This is a genomic window from Dyella nitratireducens, assembly GCF_014642835.1.
Lineage (GTDB): Bacteria > Pseudomonadota > Gammaproteobacteria > Xanthomonadales > Rhodanobacteraceae > Dyella_B > Dyella_B nitratireducens.
Genome location: NZ_BMJA01000001.1, coordinates 2240839 through 2267247 on the forward strand (window position 1 = coordinate 2240839; position 26409 = coordinate 2267247).

Below are 26409 nucleotides of genomic sequence, written 5' to 3' on the forward strand. Positions count from 1 at the left end.
AACCTTCGCATGAAATGCATCTCGCCATCTGTCGGGCTCGAATGATTCGCTGTGTTAGCGAATGCCTACTTGATACAAAGATTGGATGACGTCGATAAGCGCAGATGGTTATTCGTTTCGCCGCTGAGAACGGGGTGAGGTCGCGGCCATGTCAGCGGTCTATCAGCCCATCGGCGAATCCTGGTTCGAGCACGATTTCAGAAACTAAGGTCAGATTGCACTTCTATCGGGTAACCTGGACTTTCTTGGCCTTCCGATCCGAGCAGTTCACTGATCTCAGTGCTATGCAACCCGCGCCAGACCCAGCGATTTTTTTCGCTGAAAAATTTCCTTCCCTTGCTCGATCGCGCACTCTTTACCTTCTTCCCGCCACGTAACAGCGATCAGTTGTCCGCAAGGCAGATCCTCTTGATCTAACCTTAACAGTCGGCCGCGTAGATTGCTGGCCCCAAAGGACAGGGCGCAGGGGCTTGGTGGGGGATGGACGGCCGCAAAATCTTGCAGGATCCGGCTGCCGCCGAAAGTATGACGGCAAGCCTTGGTGTTTGCGTTTCGCATGACGAGCTCGCGTTACGCGCCGCCACCGATGCAGACATGGATTTTCTTCGCGATGTGTTTTCGTCCACGCGAATGCAGGAATTCATGAGTGCGGGCATGCCGCTCGAACAAGCCGAGACGCTGCTCGCAAGCCAGTTTTCCATCCAGCACGACTATTACCGCCGGCATTATCCACAGGGTCGTTTCGACATCATCATGCAAGGTGAGAGCAACGTCGGCCGGCTTTACCACGATTGGCATGGTGACGTTGTCCAGTTGATCGATATCGCGCTGTTGCCGGCGTATCGCGGTGCAGGCATTGGTACGCGCTTGATGCGCGCGATCGTGGCCGAAGCGGCGCAAAAACAGATGCCCATGCAGCTGTTTGTGGAATTCAACAATCCGGTTCGCACGCTGTATCGCCGGCTTGGATTCGTGCCGACCGGCGAAAACGGTATCTACGAACTGATGCATCGGCGTGCCATGCCCTTGGACGATGAAGGGGCGCGGACGTCAGTAAGAGGTTTGAGTCATCACTTTCAGTAGTCGACGTTTGCATGACGTTGGCGGCACGGCCGCGAACGCAACAAGGGGGGCAAATGCAGGCTGTTCCAACTCATGAAGCACTCATGGCATCGCTACACCGATTGTTCGTGCTGGAAACAGCCGATGGCAGTCGCATCGAGGCGCGCCTGGCCGCTGCGCCAGTCGGCGTCGCGATGGATGAAACGTATGTCAGTTATTCGGCGATTTTCGAGCTGCCTGTCGGCATCTGGCTTCCCCAGGATACCTATCGCATTACGGCGCCCGATGGCGCGTGCTGGGATTTGCTTGCCACGCCGACGCGGCCCAGCGCCAACGGTCAGGCCAACTTGACTGCAGTCATGCATTACCTGCGTTCCAACGACACCGCATAGCACGGCACAGAACTGTCGTGCCGGGTAGCGACGTCATCATTCGATCCTTCACTTTCTAGCAGGGGAACATCATGAGCGATCCGTTTCTTGGAGAAATTCGTTTTGTTGGTTTCACTTTCGCGCCGATCGGTTGGGCTCTGTGCAACGGAGCCCTGATGTCGATCAGCCAGAACAATGCGCTGTTCGCCTTGTTGGGTACAACCTATGGCGGCAACGGCCAAAGCACGTTCGGCCTGCCTGATCTGCAAGGACGCACGCCGGTCGGTACGGGCACCGGCCTGGGGCTTAGTCCGGTAGTGCCTGGCCAGAAAGCCGGCATCGAATCCGTCACGCTCACCATCAACAACATGCCTGCGCACACGCATACAGCGCAAAGCAGCGGCAGTCTGTCGGTAAGCGGCAGTGTTTCGGTCCCGGCTTGCTCGTCGCCGACTTCCGGCACCGTTACGGCAACCCCCGGACCGACCGCGGTGTTGGGATCGATCAGCGCCGGTGGCCGGCCAGGTGAGCTGTACACCACGACGGCGCCCAACACCAATCTCCTGCCGTTTACGCTGCAGTCGACCGGTACGCTCCCTGCGATCACCGTCGGTACCACGGGCGGCAGTACGCCGGTTTCGGTGCAATCGCCCTACCTCGGTCTCACGGCCATCATCGCGTTGCAGGGCATTTACCCGACCCGTTCCTGAGGCTTGATCGCGGCCATGCATGGCCTGCGTTCCAAAGATATCGACCCGTGCGGCGCAGCGCCGCCGCACCGGGTGGTGACGTAACCACTCGATCCTTCACTTTCAAGCAGGGGGAACATCATGAGCGATCCGTATATCGGCGAAATTCGTTTTGTTGGCTTTACGTTCGCGCCCGTCGGCTGGGCCCAATGCGTTGGCAATTTGATATCGATCGTCCAAAACCAGGCGCTGTTCGCCTTGTTGGGGACGGTCTATGGCGGCAATGGCCAAAGCACGTTCGGCCTGCCTGATCTACGCGGACGCTCGCCGGTTGGCACGGGCACGGGTATGGGGCTTGCCACGGTAGATCCCGGCGAGATGGGCGGCAGTGAATCGATCCAGCTCACCCTCAGCAACCTGCCTGCGCATACGCATACGGCGCAAAGCAGCGGCAGCCTGTCGGTAAGCGGCAGTGTTTCGGTCCCGGCTTGCTCGTCGCCGACCTCCGGCACCGTTGCGGCAAACCCCGGAGCGACCACAGTGTTGGGATCGATCAGCGCCGGCGGCCGGCCAGGTGAGCTGTACACCACGACCGCGGCCAATACCAACCTGAAGCCTTTTACCCTGCAGTCGACCGGTACGCTCCCTGCGATCACCGTGGGTACTACGGGCGGCAGCCAGCCGGTTTCGGTGCAGTCTCCCTACCTCGGTCTCACGGCCATCATTTCGATGCAGGGCATTTTCCCAACGCGGGGTTGAGCCGATGGATGTCCAGTCTTCGCGCCTCGCCGTCCGCCTTTCACGTGGCGGCAGGCGTCGGGACTCGAATTGGATCGTGCAAAATTCCCGTAGGCTTCTTCGCGCATGTGACACGCCTGGTCAGTTTCCGGGTGCGCTGGATGTCATTTCCGCGAAGAGATGCAGGTTCTACGCCGCGCAAGCTTTGAAGTCCGCCTTGGCGTGTGCCTTTACGGGCGAAGGGAAATTTAGCGTGGCATAAATCTTGATTGCGCTGTCTGCGGTGGTTGGGTAAATTTCCGGCCTGCAAGCTTCACGCAAGCTCGTCCGGGGAGCGGTAAGCTGTGTCAGAGCACCGTTGCGCACCGGGGTGTGGAGCGCGTAGGTTCAGGTGGGTGTTCACAAATGGATGTGCCGGATGGGTAGAGGCCGGCAAGGGGAGCAGCAGGGTATGGCATTGCGTTAGGCGTCCGGCCGTGAACCGGAGTCGGCGCATAAGGCTGCAACACAGACCACAGCGACATCAGGGGGAGATGTGGCGCGCGTTCTTACTTATGCAGTACTGGCCGTCGGCACAGGCCAAATGATTTTTTCGAAAACATCGAATGGCCGGTGCGGTGAGTCGGTCCATGCCGCGTGCCGGACCCCTACTGCGTTGTCCCGCCGTGTTCTACGCCACCCTGTATTCGCTAGCGAACAGCCGCTCACAAAAGCTGCTGCGTCGCATGTGCGCCCCGTGCGGTGCGCCGCTATTGGAGAGTTGTCGTTATGAAGAAGGCTCTGGAATTTCTCAAGCGGCTCGGTATGCGCGACCAGCGCAGCACTTCAACGGCGGTTGCGCCGGCGCCCTTGCTGATGGTGCTTGAGCCTCGCATTGTTTATGACGCATCGGTCGCCGCGGCCGGCATGGCGCAGCACCATGTCGAAGTCAACGCGCACATCGCTGGCATTCGGCCCCAGATCGTGCACGCGACCGAACTGGCCGCGGCAGTGGGGAGCGACGGCGCAACCCAAGCGCACGCCAGCACGCCTGCACGTAGCCTGGCCCAGGCGAACCGCGATATGACCAGTAGCCCCCAGGCCGGCCAAGTGGTTTTCATCAACTCCAACGTGGCCAACTATCAACAGTTGATCACGGGACTGCCGGCAGGCACACGCTATGTGGTACTGAACGCCGATACCGATGGTCTTCAGCAGATCGCCCAGTACCTGCAACAGCACCACGACGTGAGCGCAATCCACCTCATCTCGCACGGGGCGGACGGCGAATTTCAGGTCGGCGACACGTGGCTCACCGAAGGTGACCTGTCGGCGCATAGCGCCGAGCTTGCGCAGATCGGCGCGGCCATGAAGCCCGGCGGTGATTTTCTGATTTACGGTTGTGACGTCGCCGAAAACGCGGACGGCAAGGCGTTCGTGCAGCAGATCGCCTCGATTTCCGGATTGAACGTGGCGGCGTCGACCGATGCGACAGGTGCGGCGGCGCTGGGCGGCGATTGGGTGCTCGAATACGATGCGGGCGCCGTACATACGCAGGTGATCTTTTCAACTGCGGCCGAGCAGCAATATGGCGCATTGTTGGCGGTGACGGATGAAACGTATGACAGCCAACTGGGCTACGTTACGCCAGGCGGCGCAACGGGAGTTACGTCGTTTTCGCTCGATGGCTTCACGTACACGATGGATCAGCCTGTCGAGTTTGCCGTTGACAGTACAACTGTCAATCAAGGCGGCACGCCGCCGTTGAGCACGGGTCCGACCGATGGGGTGCTGTTCGGCAATGTGCAGGGTACGCAATTGACGTCGATGACGATGACGTTGACAAACGGCGACAAGATGGCTGTCCAGAGTTTCGATGTCGACACATTCGGTGGAGCGGTGACGATCGAGGGACTCAATGCGTCCGGTAGCGTCGTCGCATCAGTTGCCATCAACGGTTCCACGAGTCATGTGGACCTTTCGAGCAACGCAGGGTTTTCCGGCATTACCAGTCTGAAATTTGTCGAGACGGACGGATTTTTCCTGTCGCCGACATTCAACAACTTCGCCTATGTCGATCTGTCGTCGCCGCCGACCATGACGGCCAGCGGCGGCAGCACGTCCTTTGTCGAAGCTGACAACGTCGCCTCCACGCCCGTTGTGATCGACAGCGGAATCACCTTGAGCGATGGCGATGCGACCACTGCGAAGCAGGGCACGGTCAGTATCACCAGCAATTTCGCGAGCGGCCAGGACTCGCTGGCGTTCGTAAATACCAATTCCGCGATCTACGGCGATATCAGCGCCTCTTACAGCAGCGGGACCGGTGTGTTGACCCTGACGTCGACGAGCGGCACCGCCACTATCGCTCAATGGCAGAACGCGTTCCGTGCAGTGACCTACACGGATACGACAGTGTCGCCGAATACGGCAACGCGCACGATCAGCTTTGAGTTGACGAGCGATGCCTATTTCTCGTCCAGTAATACGGTGACGAAAAACGTGACTGTTACGGCGACGGATCAAACGCCGATCGTCACGACGACGGGGCATACGGCGACGTACTACACGGGCGGATCGAGCGTGACGATCGATAGCGGCGTCACCGTCAGCGATCTCGACAATACAACGCAATCGTCGGGGACGGTATCGGTCACCGGGGGGTTCCATAGCGGCGACACGCTGAACTTCACGAACGACGGCTCGACGATGGGCAACATCTCGGGCTCGTACAACGCGGCGACGGGGGTGCTGACGCTGACCTCTTCCGGCGCCACGGCCACCGATGCGCAGTGGCAACACGCCCTGGATGCCGTCGCGTTTTCGAGCACGAGCACGACGCTCGGCAATCGCACGATTTCGTTCACGACGAACGACGGCACGAAAACGAGCGCGGCGGCGACCGACATGGTCAATGTCGCGAATCCCATTCAGATCACGATGGATTCGGGCTCGGCCGCGTTCGTGGCGGGAGACAACGCGACCTCCACCCCTGTTGCGGTCGACTCGGGCCTGACATTGATCGATGCTGCAACCGGTACGCTCTCGTCGGCGACAGTCGCGATCACGGGCGGCTTTGCGAGCGGACAAGACCGGCTCGCGTTCACGAACACGAACGCTGCGACGTTCGGCAATATCGCCGCGTCGTACAGCTCCGCGACAGGCGTGCTGACACTGACGTCGGCCGGTTCGACCGCGACGGTCGCGCAATGGCAAAGCGCGCTGCAAGCGGTGACTTACACCGACACGGCGGTTACCCCGAACAACGCGACGCGTACGGTCAGCTTCGCGGCGACGGACAGTCTGGGCAATACGAGTGCCACGACTACGCGCACGGTGACCGTGACAGACACGGATCAAACGCCGATCGTGACGACAACGGGCGGCACGACGAGTTATGTGGGCGCAACATCGGCCGTGACGATCGATAGCGGTATCGTGGTCAGCGATCTGGACAATACGACGCAGGCATCGGGGACGGTATCGATCACCGGAGGGTTCCATAGCGGCGATACGCTGAACTTCACGAACGACGGCGCGACGATGGGCAACATCTCGGGCTCGTACAACGCGGCCACAGGGGTGCTGACACTGGCGTCATCCGGTGCGACGGCAACCCTTGCGCAGTGGGATAGCGCGCTTCGCTCGGTGATGTTCTCAAGCACGAGCACGACGTACGGCAATCGCACGATTTCGTTCGCGACGAGCGACGGCACGAAGACGAGCGTGGCGGCGACTGACACGGTCACGATCACCGCGCCGCCGGTGATCACGACCGATTCGGGTTCGGCTGCATTCGTGGCGGGCGATAACACGGCGTCGACGCCGGTAGTGATCGATTCGGGCATGACGGTGACCGATGGCAGCGCAACGACGCTGGGCACGACGACCGTTGCGATCACGGGTAACTTCCATAGCGGCGAGGATGTGCTCGCCTTCACGAACGACGGTTCGACGATGGGCAACATCGCCGTCCAGTCGTATAACGCCGCGACGGGCGTGTTGACACTGACTTCTTCCGGCGCGACGGCGACGCTGGCGCAATGGCAGAGCGCGCTGCAATCGGTGACGTACACCGACACGGCCGTCACGCCGAACAATGCGACGCGCACGATCAGCTTCACCTCGGTCGATGGGGCAGGCAACACGAGCGCCACGGCCACGCGCACGGTGACGGTCACCGACACCGATCAAACGCCGATCGTAACGACGACAGGCGGCACGACGAGCTACGTGGGTGCGTCATCTCCGGTGACGATCGACGGCGGCATCTCGGTCAGCGATCTGGACAATACGACGCAATCGTCGGGCACGGTATCGATCAGCGGAGGGTTTCATAGCGGCGATACGCTCAGTTTCACCAACAATGGCTCGACGATGGGTAACATCGCGGCCTCGTACAACGCGGCCACGGGCGTGCTGACGCTGACATCATCAGGAGCGACGGCGACCGACGCGCAGTGGGCCAGCGCGTTGTCATCGGTGACGTTCTCCAGCACGAGCACCACCTACGGCAACCGCACGATTTCCTTCGCGACAAGCGACGGCACGAAGACGAGCACCGCTGTGACCGACGCGGTCAATATCACGGCGCCGCCGACGATCACGACCGATTCGGGTTCGGCCGCGTTCGTGGCGGGCGACAACACGGCGTCGACGCCCGTGGTAATCGACGGGGGTGTGACGGTGACCGACGGCAGTGCGGCGACACTGGGCACGACAACGGTCGCGATCACGGGCAACTTCCATAGTGGCGAGGACGTGCTCGCCTTCACGAACGACGGTTCGACGATGGGCAACATCGCCGTCCAGTCGTATAACGCCGCGACGGGCGTGTTGACACTGACTTCTTCCGGCGCGACGGCGACGCTGGCGCAATGGCAGAGCGCGCTGCAATCGGTGACGTACACCGACACGGCCGTCACGCCGAACAATGCGACGCGCACGATCAGCTTCACCTCGGTCGATGGGGCAGGCAACACGAGCGCCACGGCCACGCGCACGGTGACGGTCACCGACACCGATCAAACGCCGATCGTAACGACGACAGGTGATACGACGAATTACGTAGGGGGCACTTCCGCTGCGACGATCGATGGCAACATTTTGGTCAGCGATCTCGACAATACGACGCAATCGACCGGGACGGTCTCGATCTCGTCCGGTTTCCACAGCGGCGACACGCTGACGTTCGTCAACACGAGCTCAATGACGTTCGGTAACATCGTTGCTTCATACGATGCGGGAACGGGGGTATTGACGCTGACCTCCTCCGGTGCCACGGCTACCGACGCGCAATGGTCCCAGGCCTTGAGTGCGGTGACATTCTCGGCCAGCTCGAGCGCGACGCCGGGCAATCGCACGATTTCGTTCACTGTCAACGATGGCATCAAAAACAGCGCGGTGGGGACGGATACGGTGGCATTGCTTGGTCCGCCTACCATCGTGACCGATTCGGGTTCGGCTGCGTTCGTGGCGGGCGACAATGTGACGTCCATGCCCGTCGTCATCGATTCGGGATTGAGCCTGACGGACGGCACGTCGCCGACATTGGCTTCGGCTACCGTTGCGATCACCGGCAACTTCCGGAGTGGCGAGGACGTGCTCGCGTTCACGAACACGAGTTCGGCGACGTTCGGCAACATTGCGGCGTCCTACAACGCGGCAACAGGCGTGCTGTTGCTGACGTCTTCCGGCACATCGGCGACGCTTGCGCAGTGGCAGGCGGCGCTCGATGCGGTGACGTACACCGACACGGCCATCACGCCCAACAACGCTACGCGCACCATCAGCTTCCAAGCTATCGACACCGGCGCCTTTCTGAGCAACACGGCTACGCGCACGGTCACGGTCACTGATACCGACCAGACGCCAATCGTGACGACCACGGGTGGAACCACAAACTACGTAGGCGGTACGTCGGCCACGACGATCGACAGCGGTATCTCGGTCAGTGACAGCGATAACAGCACGCAATCAGTGGGCAACGTCTCGATTACCTCGGGCTTCCACAATGGCGATACGCTTAGCTTCACGAATACCAGCTCGGCCACCTTCGGCAATATCATCGGTTCGTACAACTCGGCGACTGGCGTGTTGACGCTGACCTCGTCGGGTGCCGTGGCCTCTGATGTGCAGTGGGCTAATGCACTTTCCGCCGTAACGTTCTCAGCGAGCACGACGGCGACGCCTGGCGACAGGACGATCGCTTTCACGACCAATGACGGCATCAAGACGAGCGCCGCGGCCACCGATACAGTGGATGTGCTCGCGCCACCGGTGGTTACGACAGATGCCGGTTCCGCCTCATTCGTGGCCGGCGACAACACGACCTCGACGCCGGTAGCAATCGATTCGGGCCTGATCATTACGGACGGTGGGGCATCGACGCTGGCCACCGCCACCGTCGCGGTTACGGGCAACTTCCACGCCAGTGAGGACGTGCTGGCGTTCATCAATGACGGCACGACGATGGGCAACATCAGTGCTTCGTACAATGCAGCCACGGGCGTGCTGACACTGACCTCGGCGGGTGCCACAGCCACGCTCACGCAATGGCAAAGCGCACTCGACTCGGTCACCTACACGGATACTGCCATCACGCCGAATACGGCGACGCGCACGATCAGCTTCACCGTGGTAGATGCAGGCGCTGTAACGAGCAATACAGCCACGCGCACGGTTACAGTGGCCGATACGGACCAGACGCCGATCGTAGCGACTTCGGGTGGCTCGGCGGCATTTGTGGCGGGTGACAATACCGTGTCGACACCCGTGGTGATCGATGGCGGCATCACCGTGTCCGATCGCGACAACACCACGCTGGCGTCGGCCACCGTGGCCATCACCGGCAATTTCCACAGCGGCGAAGACGTGCTGGCGTTCACCAATGACAGCGCGACGATGGGCAACATCACCGCGTCGTACGATCCGGCGACTGGCGTGCTCACGCTTACCTCGTCCGGCGCGACGGCAACGGTCGCGCAGTGGCAAGCAGCGCTGGCTTCGATTACCTATACCGATACGGCCATCACGCCGAACAATGCTGCGCGCACGATCAGTTTTACTGTCAACGATGGTGTGGAGAACAGTGCCGCGTCGACGCGCGCGGTCACTGTCACCGATACGGACCAGACGCCCATCATCACGACTTCGGTTGGAAGCGTTTCGTTTGTAGCCGGCGATAACACGGTCTCGACACCAGTGTTGATCGATACCGGCATCACGCTGTCGGACCGCGACAACACCACGCTGGCGTCGGCCACCGTGGCCATTACCGGCAATTTCCACAGCGGCGAGGACGTACTCGCATTTACCAACGACGGCGCGACGATGGGCAACATCAGCGCGTCGTACGACGCGGCGACCGGGGTACTCACGCTTACTTCCTCCGGTGCTACGGCGACACTGTCGCAGTGGCAGTCGGCGCTGGATTCGATCACCTATACCGATACCGCCATCACGCCGAACAACGCCACGCGGACGATCAGCTTTGCTGTCAATGATGGTGTGAAGAGCAGTGCCGCGGCGATACGGTCGGTCACGGTTACCGATACCGATCAAACACCCATCATTACGACGTCGGGCGGAAGCGCCTCATTCACCGCTGGCGACAACACCGTATCGACACCAGTGCAGATCGATACCGGCATCACGCTGTCGGACCGGGACAACACCACGCTGGCTTCAGCTACGGTGGCTATTACCGGCAACTTCCACGCCGGTGAAGACGTACTCGCATTCGCTAACGACGGCGCCACGATGGGCAACATCACCGCGTCGTACGATGCGGCGAGCGGCGTGCTCACGCTTACATCCTCGGGTGCTACGGCGACATTGGCGCAATGGCAGGCAGCGCTGAAGTCGATCACCTATACCGATACCGCCATCACGCCGAACAACGCCACGCGCACGATCAGCTTCACCATCAACGATGGCGTCAAGACCAGCCTTGCAGCGATGCGCTCGGTGACGGTCACCGACGTCGACCAGACACCTGTCGTCACGACTTCCAGCGGCACTGCGGTCTTCGGCGGCATCGGGCATACCGCGCCGGTGTTGATTGATCCTGGCATTACCGTCTCCGACCGTGACAACGCCACGCTTGCAAGCGCCACCGTATCCATCGTCTCCGGTTTCCACCGCGGTGAGGACCGCTTGTTGTTCGTCAACAACAGCACGTCCACGGGCAACATCATCGGCTCATACGATGTGTCGACGGGTATATTGACGCTCACGTCTGCTGGCGATACGGCCACGCTGGCGCAATGGCAAGCTGCGCTGGCCTCGGTAGCGTATACGGATACGTCGCTCACGGCTGCTGCTGGCAACCGGACCATCGCCTTTGTGGTAAACGACGGCACGGTAGATAGTGCTGCCGCGACGCGCGCAATCACTGTCAACGCGGGCTTCAAGGGCGTGACCTCTGTGCCGGCTGAGCCGCCTGTGCTACCCGTTGCACCGACGACAGCAGAGACGGTGGATGTTTTGGCGAGCGAACCTGTCGTGCTGGATGCACTCGCACCAGAACTCGTACCAGGTCAACCCACGCTGCTTTTCCATACGGCAACTTTCACTGCCCCAAGCGCGCAACAAAACAGCCGTCCTGACGTGCTGGGCGAGACGCAGGTCAAGGCGCAGCCAATGGCGTTGCCCAAGTCAATCGTCGCGCCATTCAACGTGCCGGTTGTTACCGAACATCAAGCTGCTGCGCCGGGAGCCAGGTTCGCGCTGGCGCTTACCCCATGGGTGAGCGAAAACGCGAGAATCGTTGCCGTGACACAGGCCAATGGTCGCGCGCTGCCAAGTTGGGCGCACTACGACGCGGCCACCGGCCAGTTGCAAGGCCATGCGCCAGCACGCGGACACGGGCCACGCGAATTGCGCCTGCTCGTGGCCATGCGTGACCAAGAAGGACATCAGTCGTATCGCGAAATCGTGCTCGATTTCGGCAATGGCCACACGTCTCACGCCAAGCTTCATCGCGGTACGCAGCATGTACCAACTATTGCCACAAAGCCCTCGCTGAGTGAGCAGTTCGAACGCGAGCGGCGCAGCTTCCATGTCGTTCGTTCTGTACCCATGCAGCATGAAGATTCGACGCCCGCAGTGCGCTCTTCGATGTCTGCCACGCACACTTGACACGATCATAGAATAGGGGATATCAACGTGAATTCGCCTTTTCCCGCTGCGCGTACCGGTACCTGGCTTCGCCGCACTCCGCTGATGCTTGCATTGTCGACGGTGGTGTTGCTATCCGGTTGCGCCATTCATCCAAAACCGTTCACGGACGCTGAACGCGCGCACATGGCGGCAACCGAGCGCACCGAGATGTTCAGCCAGCAGGATCCGGTGAATGGTCCAATCACGCTCGACGAGGCACTGGCGCGGGCGATCCGCTTCAACCTCGACCAGCGGCAGAAGATGATGGAGGAGGCGCTCGCGCAACGGCAACTGGATCTTTCCAACTTCGATCTGCTGCCGAAATTGACGGCGGCAGCCGGCTACACCGCGCGCAATCACGAGCTGGCTTCGCGCTCGGTGCTGCTCAACAATCCAAGCGAAACCACGGTACCGCCGTCGTATTCCACCGACAAGGACATGCATACTGCGGACCTCTCGTTCTCCTGGAACTTGCTCGATTTCGGCGTGAGTTACTATGAGGCGAAAGAGCAGGCCGATCGTGTGCTGGTGGTACAGCAGCGCCGCCGCAAGGTGGTGCAATTGCTGATGCAGCAAGTACGCGAGGCGTACTGGGAAGCAGCGGGCGCCGAGCGCATTCATGACCGCATTGGCCCGCTGCTCGGCGCGGCGCAGTCAGCGCTTGACGATTCCAAGCGCGAGCAACAGGCACAACTGGCCTCGCCGCTGGATACACTCAATTACCAGCATGAACTGCTCGACCTCATGCGACAGTTGGAACTGGTACGCGACCAGCTCGAAGAGGCCAAGCCTAGGCTTGCTTCGCTGATGAACCTCGATCCTGGTAAGGAATTCACGCTTGCGCCGCCGGCCGGTTTCGACGAACCGCAATTCGACATGCCCGTCGCGCAGATGGAAACCACCGCTTTGGAGCGTCGTCCGGAGCTGCTCGAAGCAGGCTACAACGAGCGCATCGGCGTCAATGAAACGCACGAGGCGATGGCCAAACTGTTGCCGGGCATCCAGGTGGAGTTGGGTGAGCATTACGACAGCAACAGTTTTCTCGCCTTCCATACCTGGCGTGATGCCGGGCTGAGCGTGAGCTGGAATCTCTTAAATGTGCTGAACGTGAAGAACATCCGAGGCGAGGCCAAGGCCCAGCTTGACGTTGCGCGCGTCCAGCGCGAGGCATTGGCGATGGCAGTGCTGACGCAGGTGCATGTAGCGCGCACCGACCTGGCTGCCAAGCGCCGTCAGTTCGAGCTGCTCAAGCAGATGAATGACGTGGATCAACAGATCCTCGAACATACGCGCAACGCGGCCAATGCGAATGCGGTCGGCAAGCTCAACGAGATCCGGGCGGCAGCCGGCGCGATGATGGCGGAGTTGCGCCTGTATCAGAGCTACGGTGAACTTGAAAGCGCCTATGGACAATTGCTTGCCACGCTTGGCCTGGATCCGGTACCCGATGCCGTGAAGTCGCACGACTTGGCTGCATTGGAGCAGGCGATCGATCAGGAGCAAAAGCATTGGGACACCCTCGCCCAGGGAGGCGGCAACAAATCATGAAGTTGCGCAGTATCGCTTTTGGCTACATCGTCTTGGCGATGTGGCCGACGCATCAGAGTAACGCGGCAGATCAACCACACCCGGCAGCCGATGACGGACGCATCCGCGTCCAATTGGTTTCACGCGATGAGGTAGAGCTATCCAGCGAGATAGCCGGGAAGATCGCCACGCTGCCATTTCGCGACGGCGATGCGTTCCACGTCGGGCAAACGCTGGTTTCGATCGACTGCGCACTCTACGACGCACAATTGCACAAGGCGCAGGCCGAATCAGAAGCCGCACAGGAGCTGCTGCAGGCCGATGCCAAGCTGGCCCAGTTCCACTCGGTCGGCGAGCTGGAAGTGGCACAGGCACGCGGCAAGGCCAAAGGCAGCGCTGCCGAAGTGGCCTACATGCAGGCCACCGTACACAACTGCGTGATCAGTGCGCCGTTCTCCGGCCGTGTGGTCAAGCGCACGGCCGCACCCGATCAATTCGTGGAGGCAGGCAAACCGCTGCTGACCATCGTCGATACCAGCCACCTGGAATTGAAGATGATCGTGCCTTCGAAATGGCTGGCCTGGATGAAGCCAGGGCGCCCGTTGACCGTACAAGTCGATGAAGTTGGCAAGACTTATGACGCACGCGTTGCACGGATCGGCGCGCGCGTGGATCCCGTCACGCAAACGGTAGACGTTACGGCCGCGCTGACCGGCGAGGTTCCCGAACTTCTGCCTGGCATGAGTGGCTGGGCCACATTCGCTAAACCGTAACAGTGTCGTGACTCAAAACGTTCACATTGACGCGCCCCGGCTTGCCCTGATGTGGCAGCTTTCGGCGCGCGCCCGCGAGGCGGGCAACCAGGCAGCGCTGGGCTTCACCATCGTCAATGAAACGCAGTCGTTGATACCGTATCGGCAGGCAGCATGGTGGCGTGCCGGAGGTGCACTGCCAGGCGCCATCGCCGCCGTATCAGGATTGCCGCAATGCGATCCGGGCGCACCCTACGTGCAGTGGCTGACTTCGGTCAGCCGCGCGCTTGCACGCCAGCAGGTGCCGCAGGATGCGGCAGATAACACGCAAGCACAGCCGCATGCTTTTACCGTATCGGATCTGCCTGTGGAACTTGCAGCGGATTGGGCGTCATGGTGGCCGGCGCATGCGTTGTGGTTGCCGCTGATCGATACGCGCAAGCGCATGCAGAGCGCTATCGTGTTCGCTCGCGAAGAGCCATTCAATCCGACCGAAAAGATCCTGCTTGCCGAGCTGGCGCAAGTATGGGCGCATGCGTTGCATGCATTCGAGCCGCAGGCTTCAGCGCTTGCACGCGTGACAGGGGCGTTACGGCAGGGCAAGCTACGGCGCCGCGTACTCATTGCGCTGGCAATGGCCTGCCTGGCGCCCGTGCCGATGAGCGTGCTTGCCCCGGCCGAAGTCACGGCAAAAGACCCATTCGTGGTGCGCTCACCGCTGGATGGCGTGATTGACCAACTCAACGTGCAGCCAAATCAGCACGTCGCGGTGGGCGCTCCGCTGTTTTCACTCGATGCGACGACACTGGCTTCGCGCGATGCGCTGGCGCGCAAGAATTACGCGGCGGCGCAGGAGGAATACCGGCAGACCGCGCAATTGGCCGTCACGGACGACAAGAACCGCCTCGACATGGCCTTGAAGAAGGGCAAGCTCGATGAAAGTGCCGTGGAACTCGACTACGCGGCAGCACAGCTTGCGCGCCTGCACGTTACCGCATCGCGTGATGGCGTGGCGGTATTCGCCGATCCCAACGACTGGATCGGCCGCGCCGTGTCGGTGGGCGAGAAAGTCATGTTGCTGGCCGACCCTTCCCACGTGGAATTGACCGCTTACTTGCCCGTTGCGGAAAACGTGGATGTGAAGCCGGGTGCCACGATGACGCTCTATCCAAAAAGCTCGCCCCTGGTCAGCTACGACGCGCGCATCGACACGATCGCGTATCGCGCCGAACCTACGCCCGATGGTGTGCTTGCCTATCGCATCAAGGCCAGCTTCACCAGCAATGCACGCCCCGTACTGGGCGTGATGGGCACCGCACGCGTCCATGGCCGTTGGGTGCCGCTGGCGTACTACCTGCTGCGCAGACCCTTGGCCACCGTGCGGCAGTGGCTGGGTTGGTAAGGCAATGGCACAACTGCCTTCATTACGCCAGGAACTGAGTTTGACGCGTGGTGCAGCGGCGCCTGACGGCTCACCGACCTGGATGTTGCACGATCCGGCGGCCAATCAGTTCTACCAGCTGGGCTGGCCGGCCTTCGAAATGCTCTCCCGCTGGACGTTGGATGACGCGCACAAAATTGTCGATGCGGTCAACGACGAAACGACATTGACGGTGAGCCTGGACGATTTCGAAGCGCTGCTGCGCTTGCTTCAGCGCGCAAACCTGTTTGTGTCGGCAAGTGCCGACAGCACCGAGCACTTGCGCGCCGTGGCCGAAGCAAGCCGAATGACGCACGCGATGTGGCTGCTCAAGCACTATTTGCTGATTCGCATTCCTTTGTGGCATCCGATGCCGTTTCTGCGCCGCTGTGCACGTCATGTGGAATTCGTCTACAAGCCGGCGTTCTGGACCGTCGTGGGTATCTGCGCCCTGATTGGTTTGGCGCTGGTTTCGCGGCGCTGGGATTCGTTCGTGCATACCTTCCGCGCATACGCCGATTGGCATGGATTGCTCGCGATCGGCCTGACCCTTGCGTTCGCCAAGGTGCTGCACGAATTTGGCCATGCCTTTACCGCCTACCGTTATGGCTGCCGCGTGCCGACCATGGGCATTGCGGTGCTGGTCATGGTGCCGATGCTTTATACCGACACCACCGAGGCATGGAAGGTACCCAGCCGCAGCGCACGCCTGCACATCGGCGCGGCCGGCATACTGGCCGAACTCGCGCTAGCCGCTTTCGCCACGCTCGCCTGGAGCCTGCTGCCTGACGGTCCGCTTAGTGCTGCAGCATTCCTGCTCGCCACCACGACGTGGATCAGCACGGTGACGATCAACGCCAGCCCCTTTATGCGTTTCGACGGCTACTTTTTGTTGTCCGACTGGCTGGGCATGCCGAACCTGCATGATCGAGCCTTCGCGTTCGGCCGCTGGTGGATGCGCGAATGGTTGTTCGGCTTCGGCGATCCGCAACCCGAACCCTGCACACCTGGTCGTCGCCGCTTTTTGATCGGCTTCACCTATGTGACTTGGTTGTACCGGCTTGTGGTGTTCTTATCGATCGCACTGATTGTTTATCACACCTTCTTCAAAGCCTTGGGCATGCTGTTGTTTGCCGTCGAATTTGGCTGGTTCATCGTACGGCCCATGGTGGGAGAAGTCGCCGCGTGCTGGCGTAGGCGCGACGAACTCCGCTGGCGCAAGCAGACGGTGCGCAGTGTGATGCTCGGTACGTTTCTGCTGGGCTGGCTGGTCCTGCCCTGGCACAACGGCGTGGGGGCGCCCGCTGTGCTTGGTCCGTTGCGAGCGCAAGGTCTCTACGCGCCGGAAGCAGGTTACGTGTCGGCCGACACCGCCTTACCGCGCGACGGTGCGCATGTTCATGCGGGCGACGTACTTGCTGTGCTCGTCTCACCCGACCTCGAATATCGCTTGAAAGTGGCGCGCGCGGACGAAGCACTTTTGCATTGGCAAGTTGAACAGCAATCATTTGACCAGCAATTGCTGGAAGAAGGAGTCGCTCTTCGTAAGCGTTGGGAGGCGGCGCGCGAAACAGTGGCAGGATTGGAACGTCAAACGCAGCAACTCACCTTGCGCGCTCCCTTCGCCGGCACCGTGCAGACAGATGGCGAAGGACTCGCCAGCGGTACCTGGTTGCCGCGTGGCGAACATCTGTTCGACGTGATTGGCCCCACAGGCATTAAAGGCGAGGCCTTTGTCGATGAAGAAGGTATCGGTCATGTTGCTGCGGGCGATTCTGCCCGCTTTTTGGCGTCCGTCCCGGAAATAGGCACCCTGCATTGCCAAGTGACGGCCGTAGATCGCGTCAACCTTGCCACACTCGATGAACCTGCGACCGGCACACCTTACGGTGGCCCGATACCGGCCGAGAAGCAGCCGGCTACGCATCAGCTGGTACCGGTGGTTGCAACTTATCGTGTCCGTATCGGCAACTGCCGGGAGCGGACATCGCTCAGCCGGCAGATGGTTGGAACAGCGAAGCTAGGACATGCTCGTGAAAGTTATGCATGGCGCATGCTGATGCGACTGGTGGCGGTGGTGGAGCGGGAAGCAGGTGGATGAGGTCATAGCGACGGCGTCGTGCAATTCAAAGTCATCGAAGCGCGCTACGACCAGGTGCAGGTCGCCAACCACAGCCGTGTGCAGACCAACCTGCTCAACGCGACGCTCAGCCCGCTGCACAACGGCCAACTGGTCACGCAGGACGGCTTGGATCGCCAGCTGTTGTTGTTGAACGACCTGCAGGTCGTGCAAGGGCATGCGGTGCTAGGCCCCGGCAGCACGCCCGGAACCAGCGACCTCAGTGCCGATGCTCAGGCGTTGCCGCTCGTGACCGGCAACCTCACGCTGGATGATGCGGGAGATCGCTATACCGGCGGCATCCGCTTAGGCGGCAACGTGGCCGTGAACAATCTGGCAGGCCTCGGCGATCAATTCAGTGTGGGGCTTTTGGCTTCCGACGAACACATGCACTATGGCCACGTGGCCTATGACTTTGCGATGGTGCAGGCACCCGGTTCGGATTGGCATGCTCTGCACGGACCTACTCTTCGATCGCGCGGATGCGCTGTTCGCGAAAGATCGGGTGATTGGCGCACCGCTTATCGCATTGCAGGCGGTGCTGGATTTGCCGGATGCGGTGAAGCAGCGGTTGTACTTCGTGCGCTTCGAGGATCTGATCGCGCAGCCCGTGAAGTGCATGTCGCATCTGTACGCGTGGTTGGGGCTGTCGCCGTTCGAAATTGATCCGGAGCAGCTCACGCTGGGGAAACAGGAAAGCGACAGCCACTACCGGATGAAGTACCCGCACCGGCAATCCGCTCGCATCGCGACGCCTACGCCGCATGCTGTGCCGCCATGGATCCAGAAACAGATCGAGACGGTATGGGCGTGGTTCTACCGGCTTTATTACGGCGAGAAGATGTCCTGAGCATCTGCGTACGGGCAAAACCCGCGCAAAGTAAGGTCGCACTTGTCATGCGCGGGACGTTCGGGCCGATCATGCGCGTGGTGATGGCAAGAGGTTGTTTGTTTTCCGAGCCGTGCACGGTCAAGGCAGGTCTTGCTGCGGTTGGCTTCCTGCTTCAAGCCCCTTTCCACCTCGGCATATCCGATCGCCGAATGAAAGTCACTTCTCCAAGGTCAAACGGACGCCGCTTAATGCGTCACCCACTTTGAGTTGGTAGTCGCAATACACTGTATTGTTATTGACATGGGAACTTTTGAATTGCACCGAAACGACCTTGCCATCCCTTCCCAGCTCAAAAGGGTCTTCCCCTACCCAGACGTTGCCGGAAGGATCTGTGATTCGATACCTGCCTACATTCATGCCTGACTGCTCGTCCTTGACGCCGTACTCCGGGTTTTTGACTTTATCCGCACAGGGACAAACTGAGGATGTTTCTGAAGGATATAATGATTTATTAAACGCATCACTGTATAATGAGTAATTAAATTGTATATCCATAACAAGATTATCCAAAAAAATTCCTATAAAAACTTATTAATGCCGAGACTTGAATGAACGATCGAGCAGGCCAGCTTCGTTGATCTATCGGATCGCCACGCCTGCACATTGCCGGCAATCTAGAGCATCAAGGTGGTAAATCCTTACGCGGTCGCTATGCCCCAGCTGGTAGGTTGGGGTGTAAACCCCAATATCGCCATGCCCGATATACAAGGATGTTGGGGTTTGCACCCCAACCTACGTCGCCCTATCCAACACGCTCCACTTCAGGTACCGCGATAGGTTTGCCCAATTGCCGCGAGCGGCGCTTCTCTTCGCGCCGCGCCCTGCGTGCAGCTTTGCGCATATGCCGGTCGTGCTGCCACAAATAAATCGCCGGAGTGCTGAGCAAGGTCAGCAGTTGCGATACGAACAATCCGCCAAGTATCGCGATGCCCAGCGGCTGGCGCATTTCAGAGCCGATGCCGAAACCGATCGCCAACGGCAGTGCCGCACCCATGGCCACCAAGGTCGTCATGGTGATGGGGCGAAAGCGCACCAGTGCCGCTTCACGAATTGCTTCCGGTGGCGTAAGGCCGCCTTCGCGTTCGGCAACAAGCGCAAAGTCCACCATCAGGATCGCATTCTTCTTAACGATGCCGATCAGCATCAGCACAGCGATCACCGACATCGTGCTCAGTTGCGTCTGGGTGATCAGCATGGCGAGGAAGGCGCCCATGCCTGCGGCGGGCAGTGTTGAAAGAATGGTCAGCGGATGGATTAGGCTCTCATAGAGAATGCCCAGCACGATGTACATCGCCAGGATCACGGCGATGAACAGGATCAGCGCATTGGTGGCGGCTTCCATCAGCTTCTGGTTGTCGCCGGTGTATTGCTTCATCACGCCAGGCGGCAGATGCGCGGCAAACATGGCCTGGTCAACGTACTTCAGGCCATCGGCCTGACTGATGCCGTCGGCGAGGTTGTAGTTGATGCTCGCCGATTCCAGCTGGTTGTAATGCTGGATGTCGATGGGTTCGATGCGCGGACGGATATGCACCATAGCCGACAGTGGCACCATCTTGTTGGTATTGCTCCGCACGTACAGGTTCAACAGCGTGGCGGGGCTGAGCGAATTGGCATTGTCGGCGATCAAGATCACCTGATATTGGTTGATGTCGGAGTAGATTACCGATGCGGGTGTCTGTCCGAACGCATCGGTGAGCGCCTGATCGATCTGCCCGATATTGACCTGCATGCGTGATGCCGCGTCGCGATCGATCTCCACCAGCTGCTGTTTGCCGATATTGTCGAAGCTGGTGCTTACGTCCTTGAACTGCTTCATCTTGCGCATCACTTGCGCCAGCTGCAGTGTGGGTTGCTGGAGGGGCTGGCTGGTAGTGCTGGTGAGCGAGAAGGCGTACTGGCCCTTCGCCTTGCTGCCGCCGCCGCCGTTGAAAAAGCCCAGGCTGGTGACAGCGACATTGACGTCGGTCAGCTTCTTGTATTGCTCATTGAGCCGCTTGATCACTTTGTCCGCCGCGTCGTGACGCTGCCCGGGACCATCGCCACGTGGCTTGAGGTCGATAAAGAACGAAGCCTCGTTGCCAACCGCGCCATTGGTGTTGTTGCCGCCCAGGAACGACGCAACATCGATGACGGCCGGATCGGCCAGCATGATGGCTTGTACGGCTTGCGTGCGCTTGGCGAGCAAGTCGGGCGAGATATTCGGATCGGCCACCATGTCCGCCTGCAACATGCCGGTATCGCCCTCGGGCATCAGCGCGCCACCGGCGGTCTTCACTACGGCCATGGCGACGCCGACCGTCAATCCCAGCAGGATCAGCGGCTGCCAGCGCATCACGCGCCGATGCCGCATGGCCCAATCCAGCGCGCGCTCGTAGATGCGGAGCAGCCAGCGATCCATCCGTTCGACTGCCATTTCCAGCTTGCTGGGTGCAGGCCGCGCGCGCGTTTCCTCCACCAGGAAACGGCCGCACAAGGCTGGCGTGAGCGTGAGCGACACCAGCGCCGAAATCACGATGGTGGCGATCAGCGTGACTGAAAACTCACGCAGCAGCATCACCATCGGGCTGTTGCCGAACACCATCGGCGCAAACACGGCCACCAGCGATAGCGTGATCGAGATCACCGTAAAGCCGATTTCGCGCACGCCGATCAACGCGGCATCCAGCGGCTTGGCGCCCTGCTCCATGTGGCGAAAGATGTTTTCGATCACCACGATGGCGTCGTCCACCACGAAGCCGATGCACAGCACCAGCGCGATCAGCGACAGCATGTTGAGCGTGAAGCCGAGCGAGTACATCAGCACGAACGCGCCGGCCAGCGACAGCGGCACACTGAGCATGGCGATAAGGGTGGGGCGCATGCGCCGGAGGAACAGCAGCATCACCAATGCCACCATCACGATGCTGATCAACAGGGCGATTTCCACTTCATGCAAGGCGGATTTGGTGGATAGCGTCAGATCGAAAATCGGCGTGATCTGCACGTCGGCCGGCACGAGCCTCTGCAGTTTGGGCAGCGAGTCGCGGATGGCTTGCACCACTTGCACGGCGTTCGCATCGGAACGCTTCTGCACCTGCATGATCACGCCGTGCCGGTTGTTGAACCAGGCTGCCTGGGTGGAATCCTGCTGGCCGTTGCTGACGGTGGCGACATCGGAAAGATGGACCGGTCTACCTTTCTGATTGGCAATGACCAGCGAGGCGAAATCGGCCGGCGTCTGCAGACCGTCGTTGGCTGACACCGTCATCTGCGTCATGCCGTCGCTCAGGATGCCTTGCGGCGAGGCGACATTGGCAGCGCGCAGCACGTTGGCAACATCGTTGGCGGTCAAGCCTTTGGCGGTCAGCGCGCTGTTGTTCAGCGAGATGCGAATGGCGTGCGGCGAACCACCGATCAACTGCGCCTGCGACACGCCCGTGACCTGCGCCACAGCCGGAAGCATCAGCGTGTTGGCTAGGTCGTAGAGCTTGTCCGGCGGCATGCTGGTCGACGTCATGGAGATCAGCAGTACGGGAATCTGCGACGTATCGTTCTTGAAATACTGTGGCGGCGACAACGCCATCACGGCCGGCAGATCCGGTGAAGCGGCGTTGAGGGCAGCCTGTACGTCGCGCGCGGCTTGATCCGCGCTGCGCGACATGTCGAACTGGATCAGGATCAGCATGCCGCCGGCGTTCGAATCGGAGGTCATCTGCTGGATGCCGGGAATGCGCGCCAGCTGGCGCTCGAGCGGTGCCGTGACGGTTGATGCCACGGTTTGTGCGTTGGAGCCAGGTAACGTGGCAACCACTGCTATGACAGGAAATTGAATCGAAGGAAACGCTGCGATGCCGATCAGCAGATAGGCACAGAAGCCTGCCAGCACCAAGCCGATGGCAAGCAGCGAGATGCCGGTGGGGCGTCGAATGATCGGCTCAAAAATATTCATGCCGGCGCCTGCTTATGCGCACGGAGGACGGCCATGTACAAGTCGCGTGAACGGTTGTTGCGCGTATCGGAAGTATCCATATGTACTTCATACGCTGACGTGTGTGCGTGCAAATGTGCTTGAAGTCGGGCCGTGCCGGAAGGCATGGCAAGGCTTTCATGAACCTGTAACGGTGTCGCTTGAAATGCTAATGACGGCTCCTGGGTAGCTTTCGTCATTGCTGGTGTCGCAGTCACGTAGGTTGGGGTGTAAACCCCAACATCGCTCTGCGACGCGCAAGATGATGTTGGGGTTTACACCCCAACCCACGTCGACATCATTCGGTTTCGGCCACCGGGATTTGCCTTCCCAATTCCCGCAACCGCCGCTTCTCCGCACGCCGCGCCTTGCGCGCTGCCTTGCGCAGCCCACGGTCATGCGACCACAAATAAATCGCCGGCGTGCTCAGCAACGTCAGCAGCTGCGATACCAGCAAGCCGCCGACGATCGCGATACCCAGCGGCTGGCGCATTTCCGAGCCAATACCGAAGCCGATCGCCAGCGGCAATGCGGCGCCCATCGCCACCAACGTGGTCATGGTGATCGGCCGGAAGCGCACCAGTGCTGCCTCGCGAATCGCTTCCGGCGGCGAGCGGCCATGTTCACGCTGTGCGACCAAGGCAAAGTCCACCATCAAGATCGCATTCTTTTTCACGATGCCGATCAGCATCAGCACTGCGATGATCGCCATCAGCGACAGCGGCGTGTGCGTGACCAGCATCGCGAGGAATGCGCCCATGCCTGCTGCCGGCAGCGTGGAAAGAATGGTCAGCGGATGGCCAAGGCTTTCGTACAGAATGCCTAGCACGATGTACATGGCAATGATCGAAGCAAGCAGCAGGATGCCGCCATTCGATTTCGCTTGCTGGAACTGCTGGTTGGCACCGGTGAAGTCCAGCCGCACACCCGCAGGCATGTGCACCGCAAGTGCCGCCTGCTGCACCAGGTCGATACCGGTGCTTTGCTGCACGTCCGGCTTGAGGTTGTAGTTGATGGTCGCCACCTGCTGCTGGTTGTGGTGGCGGATGCCGAGCGGGCTCATGTCCGGCACGATAGAGGCCACTGCAGCCAGCTGAATCATCTGGCCCTTGGTGTTGCGCACGTACAGATTGAGCAACCCGTCGGCGCTCATCGATTCGGCGCTGGACGAGGTCAGCACCACACGGTACTGGTTGATATCCGAATAGATCACCGATACCTGGTTCTGTCCAAACGAGTTGAGCAGCACCGAATCGATATCGCCGATATTCACGAACAGGCGGCCCGCTTTCGCACGGTCGATCTGGATCTGCTGCTGCTTGCCCACCAGGTCGAAGTTGCTGCTCACATCGGTGAGTTGTGGAACGGTGCGCAGCTTGCGTACCAGCTGCAGCGTGATCGGTTGCAGATCCTGGCCACCGCTGGTGTCGAGGATCTGGAATTCGTATTGCCCCGCGTTGTCGCCGGCACCGCCGCCGTTGAAGAACTGGATCGGGTTGAAGTACGCCTTGATGCCCGCGAGCGGCTCGAACTTCTTCTGCAGCCGCTCGATCACCTTTTTGATGTCGTCCTTGCGCTGACCCGGGCCGTTGCCGCGTGGCTTGAGGTCCGCGTACATCGACGCCGCATTGCCCACGGCGCCGCCGCCGTTGTTCTCGGAGCCCAGCACGGTCAGCACATCCAGCGTTGCCGGATCGTCCTGCAGGATCTTGTTGGCCTGCTGCACGCGCGTGGCCAATAGCGTGGGTGAGATATTGGCGTCTGCCTTGAGCGACGCGGCAAGCTGGCCGGTGTCCTGGTCGGGCATGAACGTGCCGCCCGCCGTTTTGACAATCGCCATGCCAAGTACGACGGTGAGGACCAACAGGATGAGTGGCTGCCAGCGCATCAGGCGGCGGTGGCGCATCGCCCAGTCCAGCGCGCGCTCGTAATGGGTATGCAGCCAGCGGTCGAAACGCTGCAGGGTCAGTTCGATACGTGACGGCGCTGCCGCCAGGGTCGCCTCGGGTTTCAAATAGTGCCCGCACAGCGCAGGCGTAAGCGTCAGCGACACGATCGCGGAAATCACCACCGCAGACGTGAGCGTCACGGAAAATTCGCGCAACAGCATGATCAGCATGTTGTTGCCGAACAGCAGCGGTGCGAACACGGCGATCAGCGACAGCGTGATCGAAATGACGGTGAAGCCGATTTCGCTCACACCGCGCATCGCCGCATCCAGCGGCGCCTCGCCATGTTCCATGTGGCGGAAGATGTTCTCGATCACCACGATGGCGTCGTCCACCACGAAGCCGATGCACAGCACCAGCGCCACCAGCGACAGCGTGTTGAGCGTATAGCCCAGCGACCACATCACCACAAACGCGCCGGCCAACGACAACGGCACGCTGAGCGATGCAATCAAGGTGGGGCGCAGCCGGCGCAGGAACACCAGCATCACCAGCGACACCAGCACGATACTGATCAGCAGCGCCACTTCCACTTCGTGCAGTGCGCCCTTGGTGCTTTCGGTGAAATCGAAGATCGGCGTCATCTGCACGTCGGCCGGTAGCAGCTGGCGCAGTTCGGGCAACTTGGCACGTACTGCTTCGGCCGTTGCCACCGCATTGGCTTCCGGCCGCTTGTTGATCTGCAGGCCCACGGTGCGCATGCCGTTGAACCAGGCGGCCTGGTATTTATCCTGCTCGCCGCTGCTGACCTTGGCCACGTCGGACAGATACACCGGCACACCCTTGTGGTTGGAGATCACCAACTTGGCGAAATCCGCCGGCGTGTGGAGCGAGTCGTTGGCCGTCACCGTCATCTGCGTCTGGCCGTCGCTCAGGATGCCCTGCGGCGAGGTGACGTTGGCGGCGATCAGTGCATTGCGAATGTCGTTGGCCGTAAGGCCTTTGGCGGACAGCGCGGCGGTATTCACGTCCACGCGTACCGCGTGTGGTGTGCCGCCGAACAACTCCACCCGCGCCACGCCTGGAATCTGCGCAAGCGCAGGGCTGAGCAGGGTGTCGGTGAGATCGTAGAGCTTGTCCGGTGGCATGCTGGTCGAGGTCAGCGCCACGTGCAGGATGGGAATCTGCGAGGTGTCGAACTTGAAATACTGCGGCGGGTTCGGCAGTGAACTGGGGAGGTCGGGCTGGGCGGCGTTGATCGCGGTCTGCACGTCTTCGGCGATCTTGTCGATGTTGCGCCCGAAGTCGAAGCGCACCATCACGGTGGCGCTGCCCTGGTTCGCGTTGCCGTACATATCCTGCACGCCGGGAATACGGCCCAGGTGGCGCTCCAGCGGCGCAAGCACCGTGTTGGCCATGGTCTGCGCACTGGCACCCGGTTGTGCGACCGTCACGAAGACGCCCGGGAAATCCAGCGTGGGCAGCGCTGCCACACCCAGCATCAGATAGGCGCAGAAGCCGGCAATGGTCAGCCCGATCGCCAGCAGCGAGGTGCCGATAGGGCGGCGGATAATGGGCGCAAAGATATTGTTCATGGCGTTACCTGCGCCAAGACGTCAGATAAGCGTAAGCCACGGTCGCGCGCATCCCGCGCTGGCCGTGGCGCAAGCAAAAAGAAGGGCACATTCATGGGCACCTTTATGCCTTGGGGGCCAGAAGCGCAAATGTGCCTGAAGTCGGGCCGTGCCGAAAGGCATGGCGTTCAGTTAGTGAATGCGGAGATCAAATCTCATCGCTGTGGGAAACAGCCTCGTAGGCTGGGGTGCAAACCCCAGCATTGCCATGCCTCTTTGGACGGCG

14 protein-coding genes are annotated in these 26409 nt (G+C 60.7%); 11 read left to right on the forward strand and 3 right to left on the reverse strand.

The features are described 5' to 3' along the window. Positions 1-480: 480 nt before the first annotated feature. The 11 genes from IEX75_RS10295 (at position 481) to IEX75_RS10345 (ending at position 18669) form a co-directional block, all read left to right on the forward strand. Positions 481-1083: a GNAT family N-acetyltransferase gene (locus IEX75_RS10295; protein ID WP_188794111.1), complete on the forward strand. Its 603-nt coding sequence runs from the start codon at positions 481-483 to the stop codon at positions 1081-1083. Between the two features lie 53 nt (positions 1084-1136). Next, positions 1137-1454: a DUF6916 family protein gene (locus IEX75_RS10300; protein WP_425490520.1), complete on the forward strand. Its 318-nt coding sequence runs from the start codon at positions 1137-1139 to the stop codon at positions 1452-1454. Positions 1455-1525: 71 nt separating this feature from the next. Next, positions 1526-2143: a phage tail protein gene (locus IEX75_RS10305; RefSeq protein WP_188794113.1), complete on the forward strand. Its 618-nt coding sequence runs from the start codon at positions 1526-1528 to the stop codon at positions 2141-2143. Between the two features lie 120 nt (positions 2144-2263). Beyond that, positions 2264-2881, forward strand: a complete 618-nt coding sequence (locus IEX75_RS10310) for a phage tail protein (RefSeq protein ID WP_188794114.1) — start codon at positions 2264-2266, stop codon at positions 2879-2881. A gap of 747 nt (positions 2882-3628) precedes the next feature. Next, positions 3629-11980, forward strand: coding sequence for a DUF4347 domain-containing protein (locus IEX75_RS10315; protein WP_188794115.1), 8352 nt, complete (start codon positions 3629-3631; stop codon positions 11978-11980). Positions 11981-12007: 27 nt separating this feature from the next. Then, complete coding sequence (locus IEX75_RS10320) at positions 12008-13549, forward strand: TolC family protein (protein WP_229720731.1); 1542 nt, start codon at positions 12008-12010, stop codon at positions 13547-13549. Further along, a complete protein-coding gene (locus tag IEX75_RS10325) occupies positions 13546-14301 on the forward strand; it encodes an efflux RND transporter periplasmic adaptor subunit (RefSeq protein ID WP_188794116.1) in 756 nt (251 codons plus the stop codon). The genes IEX75_RS10320 and IEX75_RS10325 overlap by 4 nt, the downstream gene beginning before the upstream one ends. A gap of 49 nt (positions 14302-14350) precedes the next feature. Continuing rightward, complete coding sequence (locus tag IEX75_RS10330; protein WP_188794117.1) at positions 14351-15682, forward strand: efflux RND transporter periplasmic adaptor subunit; 1332 nt, start codon at positions 14351-14353, stop codon at positions 15680-15682. Between the two features lie 4 nt (positions 15683-15686). Then, complete coding sequence (locus IEX75_RS10335) at positions 15687-17801, forward strand: site-2 protease family protein (protein WP_188794118.1); 2115 nt, start codon at positions 15687-15689, stop codon at positions 17799-17801. Positions 17802-17819: 18 nt separating this feature from the next. Then, positions 17820-18485, forward strand: coding sequence for a ShlB/FhaC/HecB family hemolysin secretion/activation protein (locus tag IEX75_RS10340; protein ID WP_188794119.1), 666 nt, complete (start codon positions 17820-17822; stop codon positions 18483-18485). After that, positions 18439-18669: a hypothetical protein gene (locus tag IEX75_RS10345; protein ID WP_188794120.1), complete on the forward strand. Its 231-nt coding sequence runs from the start codon at positions 18439-18441 to the stop codon at positions 18667-18669. Before IEX75_RS10340 ends, IEX75_RS10345 begins: the two co-directional genes overlap by 47 nt. A gap of 198 nt (positions 18670-18867) precedes the next feature. On the opposite strand, the gene IEX75_RS10350 is transcribed toward IEX75_RS10345, so the two are convergent. The 3 genes from IEX75_RS10350 to IEX75_RS10360 all read right to left on the reverse strand — a co-directional run bounded on the left by IEX75_RS10350 (position 18868) and on the right by IEX75_RS10360 (position 26144). Beyond that, positions 18868-19221 (reverse strand): hypothetical protein, encoded by a 354-nt coding sequence (locus IEX75_RS10350; RefSeq protein ID WP_188794121.1) that lies wholly within the window; start codon positions 19219-19221, stop codon positions 18868-18870. Positions 19222-19453: 232 nt separating this feature from the next. Continuing rightward, positions 19454-22642, reverse strand: coding sequence for an efflux RND transporter permease subunit (locus IEX75_RS10355; protein WP_188794122.1), 3189 nt, complete (start codon positions 22640-22642; stop codon positions 19454-19456). A gap of 316 nt (positions 22643-22958) precedes the next feature. Then, positions 22959-26144: an efflux RND transporter permease subunit gene (locus tag IEX75_RS10360; protein ID WP_188794123.1), complete on the reverse strand. Its 3186-nt coding sequence runs from the start codon at positions 26142-26144 to the stop codon at positions 22959-22961. Between the last annotated feature and the right edge of the window lie 265 nt (positions 26145-26409).

Excerpts from the sequence above, each read along its gene's own strand:
- IEX75_RS10295 (WP_188794111.1), top strand. The coding sequence starts at position 481 with ATGGACGGCCGCAAAATCTTGCAGGATCCGGCTGCCGCCGAAAGTATG.
- IEX75_RS10300 (WP_425490520.1), top strand. The coding sequence starts at position 1,137 with ATGCAGGCTGTTCCAACTCATGAAGCACTCATGGCATCGCTACACCGA.
- IEX75_RS10305 (WP_188794113.1), top strand. The coding sequence starts at position 1,526 with ATGAGCGATCCGTTTCTTGGAGAAATTCGTTTTGTTGGTTTCACTTTC.
- IEX75_RS10310 (WP_188794114.1), top strand. The coding sequence starts at position 2,264 with ATGAGCGATCCGTATATCGGCGAAATTCGTTTTGTTGGCTTTACGTTC.
- IEX75_RS10315 (WP_188794115.1), top strand. The coding sequence starts at position 3,629 with ATGAAGAAGGCTCTGGAATTTCTCAAGCGGCTCGGTATGCGCGACCAG.
- IEX75_RS10325 (WP_188794116.1), top strand. The coding sequence starts at position 13,546 with ATGAAGTTGCGCAGTATCGCTTTTGGCTACATCGTCTTGGCGATGTGG.
- IEX75_RS10330 (WP_188794117.1), top strand. The coding sequence starts at position 14,351 with ATGTGGCAGCTTTCGGCGCGCGCCCGCGAGGCGGGCAACCAGGCAGCG.
- IEX75_RS10335 (WP_188794118.1), top strand. The coding sequence starts at position 15,687 with ATGGCACAACTGCCTTCATTACGCCAGGAACTGAGTTTGACGCGTGGT.
- IEX75_RS10345 (WP_188794120.1), top strand. The coding sequence starts at position 18,439 with ATGTCGCATCTGTACGCGTGGTTGGGGCTGTCGCCGTTCGAAATTGAT.
- IEX75_RS10355 (WP_188794122.1), bottom strand. The coding sequence starts at position 22,642 with ATGAATATTTTTGAGCCGATCATTCGACGCCCCACCGGCATCTCGCTG.
- IEX75_RS10360 (WP_188794123.1), bottom strand. The coding sequence starts at position 26,144 with ATGAACAATATCTTTGCGCCCATTATCCGCCGCCCTATCGGCACCTCG.